Origin of the sequence: Cellvibrio sp. OA-2007 (assembly GCF_000953825.1) — a bacterium.
Lineage (GTDB): Bacteria > Pseudomonadota > Gammaproteobacteria > Pseudomonadales > Cellvibrionaceae > Cellvibrio.
On the sequence record NZ_BBUL01000097.1, the window covers coordinates 73,834 to 91,987 of the forward strand.

Below are 18,154 nucleotides of genomic sequence, written 5' to 3' on the forward strand. Positions count from 1 at the left end.
CGGCAGAAACAAGCAAAGTGTGACCAATTGGCCAACCGGAGGTATGAAAACAGTAGTTGATGGGGCTAAATAATTATCAGAACACACAATTACCGTTCAAATTTCAAAACACTTTCTTTATAGGTTTGACTTAACGAAGTAAAATTACCATTAGAGAGATAAATTCTATGCTGCCCATCATCTAAAATTTTTACTTCTGTAATTGCCGTCAATCTAACGATAGCACTGCGATGACAGCGAATAAATTCTTTAGGGTTAAGATTCTCCTCCAAATAACTAATCGTAACCCGATGTAATTGGCTGGAATCAGCCAACATTACTTCAACATAGTTACCACTCCCCTTAAACCAGACAACATCTTTTATATCAATAAGCTGAATACTACCGATTGAGCGAACAATTAACACCTTCAAATATGATTCATCCTGCCCAGCAACCAATTGTTGTGCAGCAATAGAATCGATTACGTCTTTTCTTCCTACCAAACTATTTAATCTATTTATTGTTTGCGTAAAACGCTCATCGCTAAATGGCTTTAGCAAATAATCCAGTGCATAGAGTTCAAACGCCTGTAAGGCATAATCACTATAAGCACTCACAAATACAATTAGCGGCGGATTCTTCAAATTTTTCAAACCAGCTGCCGCTAATAGCCCGTTCCTTTTGGGCATTCTAATATCTAAAAAAATAAGACTCGGCTGCAATTGCAACACATAGGTTTCAAGATCCTGTCCGCTCTCCAGCTCAAGTACGATTTTCCAATCGGTATACTGCTCGATAAGCTGCCGCAAACCAATGCGCGCCAAAGGTTCATCATCGACAATCATGACGGTTTTAATCATCTACTTGCCCCACAGAAAATAATATCCGTACAACAAATTTATGTTCATCGGAGTAGGTGTCCAATCTGGCATCCGGCCCATAGAGCAAGACCAAACGCTCCCGTAAATTTTTTAACGAAGTGCCAGCTCCCTCATTGTCAGTAGGTATGACTGGCGAGTTTTCCACGCTGATTAAACAAGAAAAATTGGACTCTTCAATAGTTAAATTAATCGCAATCGGGTTAGCTTTAACCATTTCAGTATGAGCAAACACATTCTCAACCAAGGTCTGGATACAAAATGGTGGGCAGAACACAGAGGGGCTAAGCGAATTAGTATTACAGTTAAACGTAAAGCACCCATCAAAACGAACAGATTGCAGTGCTATATAGTCCTTAGTGAATTTAAGCTCTTCCGAAAGTAACACTTGTGTTTGTCTAGATCCCTCAATGGCATAGCGCAACAAATCAGCCAAGCTAGCCACAACCTTAACAATACGGGCACTCTCTTGATTACGCGCCATAGCGCTAATAGAGTTTAGTGAATTGAATAAAAAATGGGGACTAAGTTGAGCTTGTAGCGCCTGTAATTGATAGCGAGAATTACGCTCCAATGCCTGCGCCGCCTCTCGCTGAAACCTTAGCGAACTAAGCTTTTCCTCATGCATTCTCGTGTAAAAAAATATTCCTGCACACGCACAATAGGTCATGATCGTTTTAAAAAAATTAAACACATATAAAAACGGGGATTCATTAACAATAACCTTAACCAAGGAAATTGACCTTCCGCCCATAAAGTGCACGGTCAAAAAATCCCTAATGATAGGTACCATTAGCAGCCACACCAGTGAAACTAATATAAATTGCAGTACCCAAAATAAGTTGCCTTTAGCTGGAGGATGTTTTTCTATAAGGAAATAGAAAAAAGTCGTAAGTAACGACCAGGAAAAATAAGCAGAAATAAACATTGCCAAATAGTTGGCGGAAGGATAATTGAACTTGCCAGACTGAAATGCCTCTAGATTTAACGATCCCAAATGTAAAATTGCCATGCAAACCCAAAAAACACCCGAGTAAAACAATATCTTTATGTAGTGTTTTATTTTTTTATAATTTATGCCCAGCAAAATCAGCATTACTTTCATCCTGTAACATTTCCAATGAGCCACCCTCGCCTACAACTAACGTATCTCTCCCGCGGACCACCCAATACCACCTCACAAACCTCAACATGGGTAAAGAATTAGCAGAGCGGAGATTTATCATTTATAATGATTATTCAGAAACCTCCCAAGCATACAAAAATGAAAAACAAATGCCGGAACAAGATTGCTCCGGCATTGCTACACTCAAACCATATCACTCCTATTTGACCTGTGGTGATACCCACTCCACCACATCTTTACTTAGATCCCTCAAGCATTTGCGCGTCGCTGAACAGACAGTCACGCCATTCCCCAAATCCAATACGTTAGTCGATGGGGTAAACTCATTCAATGTCATGATGGCGCAGGTGTGTTTCGCAGTGACCATATCCTCCGCCCCCTTGATTAACGCAACAGTGACTTGCACCTTTGGTAGCGGATTGCTTTGCTTGGTACCAAATTGACGCTCCTCACTCCCCAAAACCAATTGCTCAATATCAATAGCGACCACAGGTATAACACCATTGAGAATTTTGTCTGTAGTGCCAACAGGTTCAATCTGAATGCCATCCTGCTTGGCCTGCTCGACAATATTCTTAACCAATATCTTATCGATATTACAAGGGAACTCGGATTGCTTGTAGTTATAACCCTTCACATTAAAGCCAATATTTTTATTGATGTAGACCAGCGGCACCTTCTCATTCCTCGGCGCGGATTCAGGTGCAGCAACAGCAAACAGGGGGCATACAAACACAGACAGGAATAGAGAGCGTTTTATCAGTGATAATGAAAGTTTCATAACCTTACCTTTTGTAGTTACGATTAAGTAGTTGTGCGATTAATGAGGCACTCATCGATACGTCAGAGGATGTGTGTGAATTGAATATATTGCAAATGACGATAAAAACACTGACCATACCAAAACCTCGCGCTTACCTTTTGCTTACCAACTTTTTTCAATTAAAAATCAATAAGTTAAAACAACCATAAAAACCCACATTACTTGTATTTACACATTCATATCTTGCAAAATTACACCCATAGTCGCAGCTTACCGAATAGACTGCGAGCCAAACAAACCAATAAAAACACTGACCGGAAAAGGCTCAACTATGCTGACCGCAACAGGCTACACCCTGCAATGAACACCCAGCAAGAAAACAGTTTTATGTTAGGTGAGGTAAAGGTATCGCCATCACACAACACCCTTTGGGCACACAACCAAAGCGTCAAGCTGCAACCCAAAGCGATGGCCGTGCTGCACTACCTTGCCAGCAATCAAAGCAGAGTGATCAGTAATGAAGAGCTGATTGAACGCTTATGGGAGGGCCGCGTCGTCACTCATGGTTCAGTGCAAAAAAGTATTAACGCACTGCGCACGGCATTAAATGAGTTAATTAGCGATCAGGAATGGATTGCGCATTATTCCAAACGCGGTTACCAACTCATGATCGAACCGCAATTTCTAGCACCGTCACCGTCCGGTACAACGAGCGAACCCAACGCGGTTATACATCAGCCGAACAACACACCCAATCTGCACAGGTGGGGCATGATCAGCATGACGATATTGGTGCTGTTAGTGCTTGCAGTGACTTATAAAACCGTCAACTGGTATACCCTTTACTTACCACACCATCACCAAACAGTTTTCACTACAACACAAGGCTACACCAACGAAACCGGGCATGAGCGCAGTGCGACACCACACCCTGACAATCAACATCTCGCCTATATTCGCGAAAAACGCATTTCCGATAAATCGAGCGAAAATGAAATCATTATTCGCAATAAAAGCGGTAAGGATTGGCGCATCGCCAACACTGACGGCAACTGGTTCAAACTAGCCTGGTCCCCTGCCGGTAATAATTTGGTGGCGATTGAAGTAAAACGCCGCGACGGTTTGTCACTGGGCACACAATTTTACCAACCGCCTAATTATCTTTATTCCTTTCATATATTCAACTTGGATTTTACGCTGGAACGATTACTGGAAAAACAACAGCTAAGCCAATGGCAAGGCCATATCTTCAGTGTCACTTGGTGGGATGAAAACACACTTGAAATTGTCGCCAAACAAGGGCCCAACTCCGGCAATGCACGCTATCGCTACTCCATTCTGGATCAACAATTAACGCTACTGGACGAATTCGAAGGCGCAACTAATCCAGTTGCCAGCACAGTTCTCAAACAAAAAACAGCCATTGCCAGCACGCAAAAAAATCAACTCAACATTGATTTTCTAAACGCCCAACAAAAACGTATTAACCGTGTCAATTTGGATGTGAATTTAACCGATATGAGTTGGATTCCTGACGGCAGTGGCGTACTGGTATATGCCGAAGATGAGCGAAAACTAATCGCAGTCTATTTAGATGGAAAACAAACACTCATCCCGCTCGCCGATAGCAAAGATAAAATCTTTTCTCGCCCACACTATAGTGCGGACGGCAGCGGAATTTTTTACACAGAAGAAAAACGCAGCGCCAATATTGTACGAGTGGGACTGGACGGCACGAAAAAACAGCTGACTGAAAACAACGATTTAAATTATGCCGCAAGCTTTTCGCCGAACGGAAATAAAGTGGTATATGCCTCGGTGCGCAACAATCAAATACACTTGTGGTTAATAGAGAACGAGCAAGAACGCCAACTGACCCAACAACCAGTCCCCAAAAAAATCGATAGCATTATTTGGTCGGATGACGGCGAGCATATTGTTTTCAACGCCAACATTCAGCTCTTCCACCACGACTTTCTCACCAATGAAACAATCTTGTTAGTGACTAATAGCGATAAAATCGAACCAATCGCTTATTTCTCCACCAAAAACCGTCTTTTTGCCCTGAAGTATAGCGGCGACGTTAGAAACTTATGGCGTATTGAAGGCGAGCAACAAAAGCAACTCACCTTCGGTGCCGTCGGCTCAGCAGTAGAATACGGCGGCGATGTCTATTTTCAATACATCGGCGAAAACGGCCTTTGGGCGTTGCGCAGCAAAGATGACACGCTTGAACGTATAACACCCAACTTGGAACAATTCAGCAAATTACTGAAAGCCGACAGCAAAGGAATTTATTTTATAAATGGCGGTGTCTGCCAAGAATCCGATATTTACTATTTCGATTACGCAACAGCAAGCAAATCAACTTTTTTAATACAGAAAAATCATGCGGTATCAACCACATCATTTAATGTTGATAAAGGTCTATTGCAGACGGAGTGTTATTTGCCGGAGGCAAATATTGTGTTGTTGAATTAATAAATAACTACTCCGCCAACACTACACATCTAAAAGCCCAGACTGATTTTCATCAGCAAAAAGGATATACTAACGATCATCCACTATCAGCAGCAAAAATAAATTTCGCTGCAATAGCTACACACACCAACTCACATGCACTATTTTGTAGCAGCAAGTTTGGCATCAGCGAAAATTAGCAGGAGAGTTGAATTGAACCCACCACCAGACGAAAATGGAGTACTCTCGCCACTGCTAAGCATTGTGATATGTACTTATAATAATTCTGAATCATTAGCCATTACCATACAGCAAATACTGTCGCAAAAAATTAGTAATCCTGAGCGAGTAGAATTAGTTGTCATTAACAACAATAGCTCTGACAACACAAATCAAGTATTAGAAAATATACAAAATACAAATTTTCCTTTTAGGCATTACTTTGAGTCTCGCCAAGGCATTTCCCATGCTAGAAATACGGGGTTCGAAAACTCACTTGGCGCGTATATTTTATATACTGATGATGATGCTGAAATACCTCAATATTGGTTAGAGAGGTATATCAACAGGATATTGGTCAGCAATCCAGATTGCATCTTCGGAAAGATTACTGTTATTTGGGATATGCCGTCGCCGTGGTGGTATGAAGATGAAAAATATCAAAGTTTTTTTGCTGCGATTGATTATGGAGATGAAGAGTTTCAAATAAGCGATAAGAGATACCCCTTTCTCTCAAAAAATGCCTGCATTAGAAAAAACTGTCTTATCGAAATTGGTGGATTCGACCCAACCTTGGGGCGTAAAGGCGCGCTATTAGCTGGCGGAGAAGAAACTTTAGTATTTTATCGTCTTGTTGAAGCAGAAAAGACGATTTACTATTGCCCCGAATTGACAATCAGGCATAGATTAAAGCCGCGGGAATACAAAGAGGAAAACATAACCAATCAATATATGGCGTGCGCCAAACCCATATTAAGAATCGCAACACTGCAACCAGGAAAACGATTTCTAAACAAACCACTTGGCGTTTTAGAGAACCAAATAAAGGAAATAATATACAGCCTTCCAATGCTATTAACCGCATACATCACTGGCAACAAAAAAGAATTTTTTTATCAAAGCCTTCGTTTTCGAAGAGCTTTTTTAATCACTTTACTTTGGTTCGGAAACTTCTGATAGCTTTGTCACAGCAAAACTAATCGCCTGCCTTTGTATCGCTGCCCTATCCCCATCAAACCGCTTCAATTCAGTTTTAATTTCCCCTGTTCCAGTAGCCCAAGCAAACCAGACCGTACCAACCGGCTTCTCAACTGAGCCACCACTTGGCCCGGCAATACCGCTAATCGCAACCGCTATATCAGCGCCCGATAGTGCCAGTACACCTCTCGCCATTTCGATGACCACGGCTTCGCTCACTGCACCTTCGCGTGCGAGAGTTTCGCTGGATACACCGAGTAGTTTTTCTTTTGCGGCATTGGCGTAGCTAACGATTCCGTATTCAAACCAAGCGGAGCTGCCAGGAATTGCCGTGATCGCCGCAGCGACGCCACCGCCAGTGCAAGATTCTGCGGTGGCGATACGCCAATTACGCTGCAGTAATTGCTCACCGAGACGTTGGCTCAGCTGGTGTAGATGATCATCCATTGTGTGGAACCCGATTACGCAAAAATAAGATGGCGATAGTGTGCCGCGAATTGGTTGTAGATGCCAGCACGGGAAACTTTTAAGCGGGTGCGATAAGGCGATCTATACTTGAAGCCATATAACTGGTGAGAGATTGCGCGTGCAGACAATTCCGGGGTATCACATTAAAACGCTGATTGGCGAAGGCGGTATGGCCAAGGTGTATTTGGCAGTACAGAAATCCCTCGACCGGGCCGTTGCTATTAAAGTATTGGATGCAAGCCTGAACCAAGATCCGATCATTCAAGCGCAATTTGAACAAGAGTCCACATTGGTCGCGCGGTTAAGCCATCCGAATATTATTCAAATCATTGACAAAGGGATGAGTGAACAACAACTGCCCTATTTCGTTATGCCGTATGTGAAAAGTGTATCGCTCGAAACCATATTGCCGCGCACCGATATTAGCCTCACGCGCAAATTGAATATTCTTATCCAGCTGTGTAGCGCATTGGCTTATGCGCATCGCAACGGGGTTGTGCACCGCGATATCAAACCAGCCAATATTTTGGTGGATTATGATGGTCACGCCTACTTAGTGGATTTTGGTATCGCGGGTTACTTTACTGCGAATAAAGAAGCAACTGATCCCAATCAAGAAAGAATTATGGGAACCGGTGCTTACATGGCACCCGAGCAACACAGTGGCACATCGCACACTAATCAACTGAGTGATATTTATTCTCTTGGCGTTTTGATGCACGAGTTAATTTTTGGTGTAGTGCCCATGCTCGCCAATGAGCACACTTACGCACAACAAACCAACGACAAATACCAAATGGCCAATGCATTGCGGCCATTAATTAATCGCTGCATTGAAGCTGATCCCAAGCAACGCCCTAGCGGCGCTGATGAGGTTCGCCAGCAACTATTATTAATTTCGCAGGGGCGACATTTACAAGGCAATCGCTGGGGCAACGAATCTACCCGCGATAATATTCCGCCGAACTACACCTTGCTCGATGTCTTAAAAGAAAATCCTTTCGGTGCAACTTATTTAGTGAACGATCCTAATCGCCAACGTTTTTTGGTGATAAAAAAACAAAACCTCGATCACCTCGGCAACGCGCCGCAATACGCTGCCAAATTAACCCAGGTGCAACATCCCCATATAGTGCGCATCTTTGGTACAGGGAAAAATCCGCGGGTATTCATCAGCGCAATGGAGTATTTACCCGGCGGAAGCTTACAAGAGCGACTGACTCAATCGCTCAGCCTAGGGCAGTGTTTAACGATTGCACAACAACTGTGTAACGCCCTCGCCTGCGCCCATTCCTACGGAATCGTGCACGGCAATTTACGCCCTAGCAATGTATTGTTTGCGAAAAAGAATCATTTAAAACTGAGTGACTTTGGCTTTCCTGCACACAGCTATGGCGATGATGCTCACTGGTATCAACCTGCCAATGAAGCTGTATCTGCTGGTGCCGACGTCTATGCTTTGGGTGCAATGCTATTCCAATTATTTACCGGAACCCTACCATCACCCAGCTTATGGGGATTAAAAAATCGCTGGCGGTTACGCAAAGCACCACCCAAAGTACGCCGCTTGATTTTGCGAATTATCCACACTAGCCCGCACAAACGTATTGCCAGTGCGGAATTGGCTGGCAGCGTATTTAGCCAGCTACAGGGCGAGCAAAAAACACAGATTCTGGAAAAAATGATTGGCAATTAATCCGGTTTTTCAGCAACTGGCTCAAGTGGCACCAACTCCAAGGTAAGTCCGCTTATTGTAGTTCCAGATGGTGGGCCACCTTTACGCACCGCTTTCACACCTGTCGGTTTATGGTGCGCCTGCGCTTCAGTCACGCGCTTTTGTTCTTGCTGCAATACCAACGCAGCCTGTCTTTCATCAGCCTTACGTTTTAACTGCACCGCCATTTGCCGGCATTTATCCGCTTGCAATTGCATGTTCGGTATTTCAGTCAAAATATCAGCCAATAAATTATACGCATCAGGCAAACCGGAAAACTCGGGATACAATTTATGGATACCATTAAGCAACTTCACCGCTAACTTTGAATCCCCCTGCTGCTTCAACAAAGTAGCCAGTTGCACACGCATGATGGGTGAATCGGGAAGATAATCAGGTGCGACAAACAAGATCTGCTTAAACGTTGGCGTCAGTTTATCGAATCGTTTGCGACGATTGAGGAATTCCAAATAGGTCAGCCCGTAATCTTCCATCAAAGCCGTTTTTTTGCATGCGTAAAGTAAATCAAAAAACTTATCAAAAAATAGGGGTTCATTGGGGTATTGCTTAAACGCATGGTAATAAAGCTTTACTAGCTGTTCGTAATCCCCTTCTTTTAGCATGACTTCAATTTTTGCGCTAAGCCGCTCCTGTTCACTGCGCTGTGAACCTTCATCGTCTTCATCCGAACGTGCGCTGTAACCTAATTGTTCTTGATATTGGAACAACATGTAGCCCATCAAATGAAACATCACCACTGTGTAGTAATTTGAAACAATCGACTGCAACAAATACGACATTGCCGGAAACACTGCACCGATCCACTCATGCAAAACACCGACCGAGGTCATCATGATTAACATAAACACGATTAGCAGTCCGTAAGGCAAACCGATTGCGGCCATAAGCGCAATGGCGGCAAAAGGATTCATAGCCTCTAGCATATTTTCCGTTTGCGCAAAACGAATCAAAATAGCTGGATAAGAAAACACGGCGATGAAACCCAATAAACCACCGAGCGCTGCGCCGAGATAATAATAAGCAGCCCCAACAAGTACAGTTAACACCACTGTCATTAGCACCAGTTGCAATAACAACTTGATCCCGCCGGAATAGGCATCCATCACATCCGGGGCTTTCATTTCACCCATCGCGGTGCGTTCAAGACAAGTAAAGCTGTACTTCATCAGTGAGCCGGCAGCGAACAAATACATCGCTAAGGATAGAATCCATAAAAACGGCATAAGCGCTGCGAGCACTGAAATGATCGCTGTGATGACAATCAAACTCATCGAGTTAGCATTGACCGGATACTTAAACGCCTCTTTTAACCTGCGCCAAAATGGCTCTACCGTATTGGCAGAACCGAGACTTTCCAGCACTGCGCCGCAAACAAAACAATGCGCTGCCCTGTGTGCGTCATCAACACATTTATCACATTGCCGACTATTGCAGGCACGGCACGCATAGGTGGCGCCATCCAGCGGATGATATTTACAGTAATCCACGTTCAGCTCCTTGTGCGAGTTGTTGGGCTACAGCATCGTAATGGGATTTTTTCCCCGTATCGCGCAAGCGCAGAAAGGCTGCCGCTAATTTGCTCGCGTAAACCGAAAAGGCTGGATTGTTACAACCGCGCGCCTGTAGCTGCAAAAATAATTGCTCCGCCGATTGCGGGCTTTCCAACGCAGTAAATTGCATGCCCAGTTTTAATGCAGCTTGCTCGGATAACTGCATGTGCACATCAGGATTATCCTTCCACACCTTGTCCAACTTTTTCACCTCTTCCGGCGCTAGCAGCGGCACTGTTAATAAGTTTAACGTTGCTGGCAAATAGGCGTCGCCTCGCGAAATTTTTAGCAAATTGTAGCGAATCATCGCCACATCAAAGGTGAGCCCTTTTTCCTTGATCAGTGCATCTACCAACGCGAGCGCTTGTTCAAAACGATGTTTTTCAATTGCCGCATAGATATCGGCCAATTGTTGTTGACGAGGATCTATAGTTTGGTCAGTTTCAATATATTGCGTATTAAACATTTTACGGTTGAGCAACCATGCGATACCAATCAGAAATACACCTGCTACAAAACCGCCCGCATGCGCCATAAACGCCACATTGGATTCACTATCGCTGTGATAACTGTAAATTTCTTTGCCAATATAAAATGGCAAAATCAACAGTGCTGGGGCACGAAAATACCCGACAAAAAAGAAAAACCAGTAAAAAAATTCAATTTTTTTCAAGCGAAAGACGGCGAGATACATCGCCATCACGCCAGAGATGGCACCAGACGCTCCCACCAGCGGTGTAGTGCTGCTCCAATCAGACGCCACCTGTGCAAAGCCAGCAGCAACACCAGATAACAAATAGAATAATAAAAATCGCCAATGGCCAATTGCCGCCTCTACCGCAAAGCCACAGATAATTAAAAAGAACATATTGCCCAGCAAATGCATAATATCGCCATGCAAAAACTGATGCGTAATAAACGTGGAGACGCGCATATCGCTCGCTCGCAAACCATTGGCGATGTAGCTAACAGATTGTAATTGCGCATGCAGGCGCGTCCGCTCAGGCGCCCATTCGGCGTAATAATCCGGGGTAAAATAGCTGCGGTAATTTTTCTGCAGATAGGCGTAGAAGGCTTCGTTCATCACCATATCGCCAATAATCAAGTCAACATCACCCTGCTGAAATTGTTGGCGATAATTCTTCAGCAGTGTGAGGTCCTGCTTTTCTTCCAGATACTTTTCAAATACCGGCCACTCTTGCGCAAAATAATCTCTGGCTTGATAAGTAGTAATGGCCTCGATAATTTTTTTGGTATCGCCGCTCTGGTAGAAAAAAAACACCATCACGTTCATCAATACCAGTGCACACAGCACTAGCGGAGCATTGCGCCAATCCAGTTGTTTTTCAGTCGGGACTATAATCATTTTTTATTCTCTATTCCTTTTGGGTAACACATTTCATCAAAACAGTCGGCCTCACAGCTGACCAACGCCACGCCACTATGAATTCTACCCAACCTTTGCCGCCACACCTAATGCGGATTTAACCTAACCTCAATACGGCAGTGACTCCCATCAGCAAATCACTCCCCCCAAAGTTGACTATATATGAAGGCAGCCCACTTTCCTCTTGACACTTTTTCACTGATCGGTAATATTAGCCTATAAATATGATATATATAACAATCGATAAATGAGAGGAAGCCATGAGATACACCGCATCAACCCGTTTTGCACACTCCAGCCTGTTTTTGGCCATTAGCCTGTTCGCTTCTTTGGCCAATGCGCAAAGTGCGGCTAAAGATGATCTGGTCGAAGAGGTACTGGTTACCGGCAAGTTCTTGAAAAGCCTGCAATCTGCCGCAGAGATCAAACGTAACTCCGCCAGTGTAGTAGAAGCTATCTCGGCCGAGGATATCGGCCAACTGCCCGATGTATCCATCAGCGACTCTTTAAAGCGTCTCCCCGGCTTGGCACAGGATCGCGACCGTGGCAATGGCAGCCAAATTTCTATTCGCGGCATGGGCGGCATGCTCGGCTTCACGACGCTGAACGGCCGGGAAGTAGCGATTCTGGAAGAAACGCGCAATATCCGATACGACCAATTTCCATCGGAATTAATCAATGCTGCGCAGGTTTACAAAACACCTCAAGCATGGATTCCAGAAGGCGGGGTGTCAGGCACCGTCAACTTGGATACGATCAAGCCACTCGATTACGATTCGACCAAAGTGGTAGTGGACCTGCGCGCAACTTTATCCGAACTAGGGAAGGATATAGATGATGCCGCCAACGATGGCATGGGCCAACGCATCAGCATTTCTTATATCGATCAATTCCTAGATGACACACTCGGTGTTGCCATCGGCTATTCAGGCCGCTCTGAAGCTATTGCCACACAGCGCGCAGAAATTTGGAATTATGGTGATACCTGGCACAACACCCAATGGAATAACCAACTGGGCGCAAATGTGATCGCACCATGGGGCGGCTCTGCTCTGGTGCGTGGCGGCGAAGATGAGCGCCAAGGTGTAATGGGCGCAATTCAATGGCAACCCAATGACAATTTGGAAATCAGCTATGACGGCTTTTGGTCATCTTTTGATATACGCGAGAATCAGCGCGGCTTTGATTTTCAAATCAGCAACAATTTTGATAACCAATGGAATTTAATCGAGACAGCGCCCACCGCATACACCAACAGCGATCTCGGCGCGGGCGCAGTGGATTTACTTTCCGGCACAGTTAACCTCAGCTCGCTACGTAATCTGAATGAGGAATATGTGCAAGATGATGAGCTCTCCAGCCACGGAGTGAACGTAAAGTGGACGCAAGATTTATGGACCATTGCAGCTGACGCGGGCGTATCGGAAACCAGCCGCAACAAGCGCTGGGCAACTGTGCGTACCGAAAATAGCGCACCTGGCCGCGCAACCTTCGGGGCAACAACTGATGGCCGCATGACGTTCAAATTGCTCGATGCATCACTCACTAACACTAACAGCAATCAGGTCGCGAATATTCAGGTTCAGCCCCAAGCAGAAGGCGGCGATGAACTCAGCTCATTTAAACTGGATTTCACTCGCGAAATTGATACAGGTTTATTGCAAGCAGTTAAGTTCGGTGCCGCCATTTCCAGCCGCGATAAATTTGAACACGGACAAATCTGGTCGCAGACCGTTACACAAAATGCCGGTTCAGCGATTCCTGCAAGCGCTATTATCGATGCAAAAAGTGATAGCTATTGGAGCGACCTGCCCGACTATTTAGCGGTAAATCGCGCTGCCGTGATTAACAACTACTTCGGCGGTTTAAAAAATCCAACTCCAGGTGATGCCGATGATTTAATTTCCAGCTGGGATGTGAGTGAAGATATAAGCGCACAATACATTCAGTTGGATATGGGCACAGAAGTGTTTGGTCTGGCGCTAACCGGTAACCTCGGTGTACGCAGTGTTGAAACCGAAACCACCTCTAGCGGCTACCAACAAGGTGAAGATGTTTGGGTAGAAGTAACTCCCGGCAACTGGCAGCCTCAACAAGTGGTAGAAGCTATTTCTGTTGATCATGACTACAGTGATGTATTGCCGAGCACCAACTGGACATTACATTTAAACGATGAGCAGCTGCTACGTTTTGCCGCTGCTAAAACCATGGCACGAGCGCCAGTGAATATGATGAGCCCAAGCCTGAATCTCAATCAGGATTTATGGGGCTCCAACCCGGGTGAATCGACGTCTGGCAATCCCAAGCTAGATCCATTCCGCGCCGATCAAGCCGACCTGTCTTACGAATGGTATTACGCAGAAGGCTCGCAATTTGCTGCAACACTTTTCTATAAAGATTTGGAAAGTTTTATCGCTCGCGCCGCCGATGCAGAAACGGTGGTGAATAATGGCAAAGAGTACACGGTATCGCGCCCAATTAATGGCAGCGGCGGTTATATTCGCGGTTACGAATTATTGTGGCAGCAATCGTTTGATTTTTTGCCCGCGCCGTTTAATGGCCTGGGTATTTATACCAACTACTCGCACAACGAATCGAACGTTGAACAATTTGTACCGCTTAACAGCGATTACAAAGCGGGTCTGACGGGCTTGTCGGAAGATGTTGCCAACTTTACCCTCTGGTACTATCTGAATGGGTTTGAAGCGCGCACCTCATACAGCTATCGCAGTGCATTCCAACGCGACATTAATTTGGTGATGGGCGAAGAAGGCATGAACGATGCGGAAGGTTATTGGGATTTAAGCCTTTCTTACGAATTTAATGATCACTATAAAGTTTATTTCCAAGTACAAAACCTCACCGACGAGCCCTACAAAACCTATGGTTTGGAATCTAACAATCCAAACCATATCAACAAATATGAAGAGTTTGGTACACGCTATTCCGTCGGTTTGAATTGGAAGCTGTAATAAGCATACGTGTGTAAGTTGTAAATGGAATCCTCCCTTATTGCGGCTGCTTCGGCAGCCGATTTTTTTGGCCTTTTGCTAGCGTGACACTGTTATGAAATTTTCGCTAAAAACGTTAATCGTCACTCTTGGTAGTTTACTTACAAGTTTATGCCTGTACAGCTGGGCCGAAAAACCCTTTTATGTGGGCGCTGATTTATCCTATGTCAATGAAATGGAAGACTGTGGTGCAACCTATCGCGATAAAGGAAAAAAAGTTGACCCATTTACCTTGTTTGCCAACAACGGCGCAGACATTGTGCGTGTACGTATTTGGCACAACGCTGAATGGACAAAATATTCGGATTACTATGATGTAGAAAAAACACTACAGCGCGCGAAAGACAACAAGATGAAAACCCTGCTGGATTTTCACTATTCCGATACCTGGACTGACCCGGAAAAACAATTTATCCCAAAAGCCTGGGCGCATATCACTGACACTAATGAATTAGCCAAAGCGCTTTACGATTACACCACTGAAACCCTTCGCAAACTCGATGAAAAAAACCTGTTGCCGGATATGGTTCAAGTCGGCAATGAAACCAATATCGAAATACTGCAACAAGAAAAATCCATCGTACATGGCATTCCCAACTGGCCACGCAATGCACAACTATTAAATAGCGGAATTAAAGCCGTGCGCGATTACAGCAAAGCGTCAAACAAATCCATTCAAATAGTGCTGCACATAGCGCAACCGGAAAATGCACTTTGGTGGTTTAAACAAGCTAGCGAAAATGGCATTAAAGATTACGATATTATCGGTCTCTCCTACTACCCGCAGTGGTCTACCTATAAGCTGCCGGATTTGCCGGACGCCATTAAAACATTAAAAAACACCTATCAAAAAGAAGTGATGATTGTTGAAACTGCCTACCCTTGGACATTAAAAAACTTTGACCAAGCAGGCAATGTACTGGGTGAAAAAGCAATACAACCGGAGTACCCAGCCACCGTAAAAGGTCAATTGTTTTATCTGCTAGCATTAACCCAATTTGTGAAAGCCGCAGGTGGATTAGGGGTAATCTATTGGGAGCCGGCGTGGGTCAGCAACCGCTGCAAAACTCTGTGGGGCCGCGGCTCACACTGGGAAAATGCCAGTTTTTTTGATGCAACGCGCCGTAACAACGCTCTGCCCGCCTTTTTATTCTTTTCGGCAGAGTACACCGAATAATTAAACTCCCCCTGTAATTTAAAAGAAAACGAGTGAGAGACATTATGATAAATACCAAATTTTTCAACCGGGGCAAATTTTACATGTACAGCCTTGCGCTCTGCAGCCTTATCACCGGCTGCTCGCCCAGCGCACAAAATACAGCCCCGATTGCAGACATGCTCTATGACAAAGACTGGCAATTTTTCCGCAGCGACAGTGCGCTCGATTTAGCCGCAGCACAGCAATACAAAAACTGGGAAACGGTGCAAATTCCCCACACACCCAAAATTGAACCACTGGTTGTTAACGAACAATTTCAAGGCGATGCATGGTATAAAAAAATAATTACAATGCAGGAAAGCTGGCAGGAAAAACAAATCTCACTGAAATTTGAAGCAGCTATGAACGTGGCCGAGGTATGGCTCAACAGCGAAAAACTGGCAACTCATGTGGGCGGCTATTTACCTTTTACTGTCAACCTCACTAAAAGATTAAAATGGGATGCGCCTAATGAATTAATGGTACGCCTGGATAACCGCGACAACCCTGTCACCGGTCCGAAGCCATTAAAGGATTTGGATTTTAATACCTACGGCGGCATTTATCGTCATGTGTATTTGCAGATCAATAATGACCTGCACATTACTGATGCAGTCGCAGCAGGCAAAACTGCCAGTGGTGGAATTTTTGTAAGCTATCCACAGGTTACAGAAAAACAAGCCACTATCAGGATAAAAACACATGTCGCCAATACCCATATTGATCCAAAACAATTCCGTGTGGAGCAAACATTATTAGCAGGCGACAAAGTAATCGTTAATCAAACCGGCGAACTGCAAACCGTAAATGGAAATACCGACGCGGAAAATACTATTGATTTAGTACTTGCCAATCCACAACTCTGGTCGCCGAAAAAACCTAACCTCTACAACCTGGTTACTCGCGTTTATGAAGGCGATTCACTGGTTGACGAGCAAACCACTCGAATTGGTATCCGCGAATTTAAATGGGTCAAAAATCAGCTCTTGATCAACGGTCAGCCAATCTTTTTACGCGGTGTAAATCGTCATCAGGAATATCCGTATGTGGGTTATGCAACGTCTGACGCCGCAGATTATCGCGACGCTGTAAAAATAAAATCCGCTGGATTCGATTACGTGCGCCTATCACATTACCCACATTCGCCCGCGTTTATGGCCGCTGCCGATGAATTGGGGCTGGTCTTGCTGGATTCGATTTTAGGCTGGCAATATTTTTCTGAAGACCCGGCATTTCAAGCCCAGATTCAACAAACCTGTCGCGATTTAATTCGCCGCGACCGCAACCATCCATCCGTAATGGCCTGGGAGTGCTCGTTAAACGAATCCTGGATGACCGAATCTTTTATAGATTCACTTACTCAAATTATCGATGAAGAATATCCAGGGGCTATGTCTGCTGGCTGGCAGGAATATGGTTACGACATTTACTTACAGGCACGCCAACACCGATTGGAACATTACAAAAAACCAACGAAACCTTACATCGTCAGCGAATACGGTGATTGGGAATACTACGCCATGAATGCCGGTTTAAACCAAACCGCTTGGGCAAATTTATTGCAAGCTGACCGCTCCAGCCGCCAATTGTTAAGCGATGGCGAAACACGTTTATTGCAACAAGCCGCTAATATTCAGGAAGCGCACAACGATAACTTCAACACACCCGCATTTGCTGACGGCTACTGGGTAATGTTTGATTACAACCGTGGTTACGCTCCAGACCTGGAGGCATCAGGCATTATGAGCATCGACCGCCTACCTAAATACAGCTACTACTTCTACCAAAGTCAACGCGACGCCAATGAAGTTTCCGAAAAATTTAGTTCAGGCCCTATGGTATTTATCGCCAGTGAATGGAACGAAAAATCTGATACCAATGTGCGCGTATTCAGTAATGCGGATGAAGTAGAACTGTTGCTTAACGGAAAAATTATTGCCAAACAAACACCGGACCAAAACGGCAACAGCAACAATTTGCCACACCCACCGTTCACCTTTGCATTGGAAAAATTTGAAGCAGGTGAATTAAAAGCCATTGCGTACATCAATGGCAAAGCCGTCGCCGAACATCGTCAGGTTACCGCAGGTGCCGCAAAAAGTTTGCGACTAACCTTAGACACCAGCGGCAAAGCTGCACAAGCAGGCGTTAAGGATGCAATATTTGTATACGCGCAATTAGTAGATAGTGATGGCAATCCAACGTACAGCAATAATGTCCCTGTCTCCTTCAGTGTGAAAGGCAGTGCAAAACTAATCAGCCCTGTAGAAGTGAACACCAGCGGAGGTATTGCCAGTGCGTTAATTGAGATTGGTGATTCAATCGAAGGAGTTAGCCTTAGTGCAAACAGTGGGGAACTTGCTCCAGCCAACATCAATTTCCAATAACATTTTTAAGAG

At 44.7% G+C, this 18,154-nt stretch carries 12 protein-coding genes; 6 read left to right on the forward strand and 6 right to left on the reverse strand.

The window, feature by feature from the left end; all coding sequences use genetic code 11:
* Positions 1 to 89: 89 nt before the first annotated feature.
* From AWU77_RS18715 to AWU77_RS18725, 3 genes are all read right to left on the reverse strand, one after another.
* Positions 90 to 842 (reverse strand): LytTR family DNA-binding domain-containing protein, encoded by a 753-nt coding sequence (locus AWU77_RS18715; RefSeq protein WP_062067169.1) that lies wholly within the window; start codon positions 840 to 842, stop codon positions 90 to 92.
* Complete coding sequence (locus AWU77_RS18720; RefSeq protein WP_084618551.1) at positions 835 to 1,965, reverse strand: sensor histidine kinase; 1,131 nt, start codon at positions 1,963 to 1,965, stop codon at positions 835 to 837. The genes AWU77_RS18715 and AWU77_RS18720 overlap by 8 nt, the downstream gene beginning before the upstream one ends.
* A 220-nt stretch (positions 1,966 to 2,185) precedes the next feature.
* Complete coding sequence (locus AWU77_RS18725; RefSeq protein ID WP_062067174.1) at positions 2,186 to 2,767, reverse strand: hypothetical protein; 582 nt, start codon at positions 2,765 to 2,767, stop codon at positions 2,186 to 2,188.
* Between the two features lie 342 nt (positions 2,768 to 3,109).
* On the opposite strand from AWU77_RS18725, the gene AWU77_RS18730 reads away from it, so the two are divergent.
* Together AWU77_RS18730 and AWU77_RS18735 are read left to right on the forward strand one after the other, a co-directional pair.
* On the forward strand, positions 3,110 to 5,230 hold the full coding sequence (locus tag AWU77_RS18730; protein WP_062067176.1) for a winged helix-turn-helix domain-containing protein: 2,121 nt from the start codon (positions 3,110 to 3,112) through the stop codon (positions 5,228 to 5,230).
* A gap of 192 nt (positions 5,231 to 5,422) precedes the next feature.
* Positions 5,423 to 6,385 carry a glycosyltransferase family 2 protein gene (locus AWU77_RS18735; protein ID WP_062067178.1) on the forward strand — a complete coding sequence of 321 codons (963 nt, stop codon included), beginning with the start codon at positions 5,423 to 5,425 and terminating at the stop codon, positions 6,383 to 6,385.
* Here the strand turns inward: AWU77_RS18735 and AWU77_RS18740 are convergent.
* Entirely contained in the window at positions 6,362 to 6,853 is a 492-nt protein-coding gene (locus AWU77_RS18740; RefSeq protein WP_062067180.1) for a CinA family protein, read from the reverse strand. The genes AWU77_RS18735 and AWU77_RS18740 overlap by 24 nt on opposite strands.
* A gap of 139 nt (positions 6,854 to 6,992) precedes the next feature.
* On the opposite strand from AWU77_RS18740, the gene AWU77_RS18745 reads away from it, so the two are divergent.
* On the forward strand, positions 6,993 to 8,570 hold the full coding sequence (locus AWU77_RS18745) for a serine/threonine-protein kinase (protein ID WP_152625407.1): 1,578 nt from the start codon (positions 6,993 to 6,995) through the stop codon (positions 8,568 to 8,570).
* Here the strand turns inward: AWU77_RS18745 and AWU77_RS18750 are convergent.
* Together AWU77_RS18750 and AWU77_RS18755 are read right to left on the reverse strand one after the other, a co-directional pair.
* Positions 8,567 to 10,096, reverse strand: a complete 1,530-nt coding sequence (locus AWU77_RS18750; protein ID WP_062067188.1) for a hypothetical protein — start codon at positions 10,094 to 10,096, stop codon at positions 8,567 to 8,569. The two genes, AWU77_RS18745 and AWU77_RS18750, sit on opposite strands and share 4 nt — an antisense overlap.
* On the reverse strand, positions 10,083 to 11,525 hold the full coding sequence (locus AWU77_RS18755) for a rhomboid family intramembrane serine protease (RefSeq protein WP_062067190.1): 1,443 nt from the start codon (positions 11,523 to 11,525) through the stop codon (positions 10,083 to 10,085). The genes AWU77_RS18750 and AWU77_RS18755 overlap by 14 nt, the downstream gene beginning before the upstream one ends.
* A 281-nt stretch (positions 11,526 to 11,806) precedes the next feature.
* Here AWU77_RS18755 and AWU77_RS18760 point away from each other — a divergent pair, with 281 nt between their 5' ends.
* From AWU77_RS18760 to AWU77_RS18770, 3 genes are all read left to right on the forward strand, one after another.
* Positions 11,807 to 14,518 (forward strand): TonB-dependent receptor, encoded by a 2,712-nt coding sequence (locus tag AWU77_RS18760; RefSeq protein WP_062067193.1) that lies wholly within the window; start codon positions 11,807 to 11,809, stop codon positions 14,516 to 14,518.
* A gap of 94 nt (positions 14,519 to 14,612) precedes the next feature.
* Positions 14,613 to 15,734, forward strand: coding sequence for an arabinogalactan endo-1,4-beta-galactosidase (locus AWU77_RS18765; protein WP_062067196.1), 1,122 nt, complete (start codon positions 14,613 to 14,615; stop codon positions 15,732 to 15,734).
* A gap of 83 nt (positions 15,735 to 15,817) precedes the next feature.
* Positions 15,818 to 18,142 carry a glycoside hydrolase family 2 TIM barrel-domain containing protein gene (locus AWU77_RS18770; protein WP_062067811.1) on the forward strand — a complete coding sequence of 775 codons (2,325 nt, stop codon included), beginning with the start codon at positions 15,818 to 15,820 and terminating at the stop codon, positions 18,140 to 18,142.
* Positions 18,143 to 18,154: the final 12 nt, after the last annotated feature.

Coding starts and splice junctions, on each gene's coding strand:
- AWU77_RS18725 (WP_062067174.1), bottom strand. CDS start 2,767: ATGAAACTTTCATTATCACTGATAAAACGCTCTCTATTCCTGTCTGTG.
- AWU77_RS18715 (WP_062067169.1), bottom strand. CDS start 842: ATGATTAAAACCGTCATGATTGTCGATGATGAACCTTTGGCGCGCATT.
- AWU77_RS18730 (WP_062067176.1), top strand. CDS start 3,110: ATGAACACCCAGCAAGAAAACAGTTTTATGTTAGGTGAGGTAAAGGTA.
- AWU77_RS18765 (WP_062067196.1), top strand. CDS start 14,613: ATGAAATTTTCGCTAAAAACGTTAATCGTCACTCTTGGTAGTTTACTT.
- AWU77_RS18720 (WP_084618551.1), bottom strand. CDS start 1,965: ATGAAAGTAATGCTGATTTTGCTGGGCATAAATTATAAAAAAATAAAA.
- AWU77_RS18740 (WP_062067180.1), bottom strand. CDS start 6,853: ATGGATGATCATCTACACCAGCTGAGCCAACGTCTCGGTGAGCAATTA.
- AWU77_RS18770 (WP_062067811.1), top strand. CDS start 15,818: ATGTACAGCCTTGCGCTCTGCAGCCTTATCACCGGCTGCTCGCCCAGC.
- AWU77_RS18760 (WP_062067193.1), top strand. CDS start 11,807: ATGAGATACACCGCATCAACCCGTTTTGCACACTCCAGCCTGTTTTTG.
- AWU77_RS18755 (WP_062067190.1), bottom strand. CDS start 11,525: ATGATTATAGTCCCGACTGAAAAACAACTGGATTGGCGCAATGCTCCG.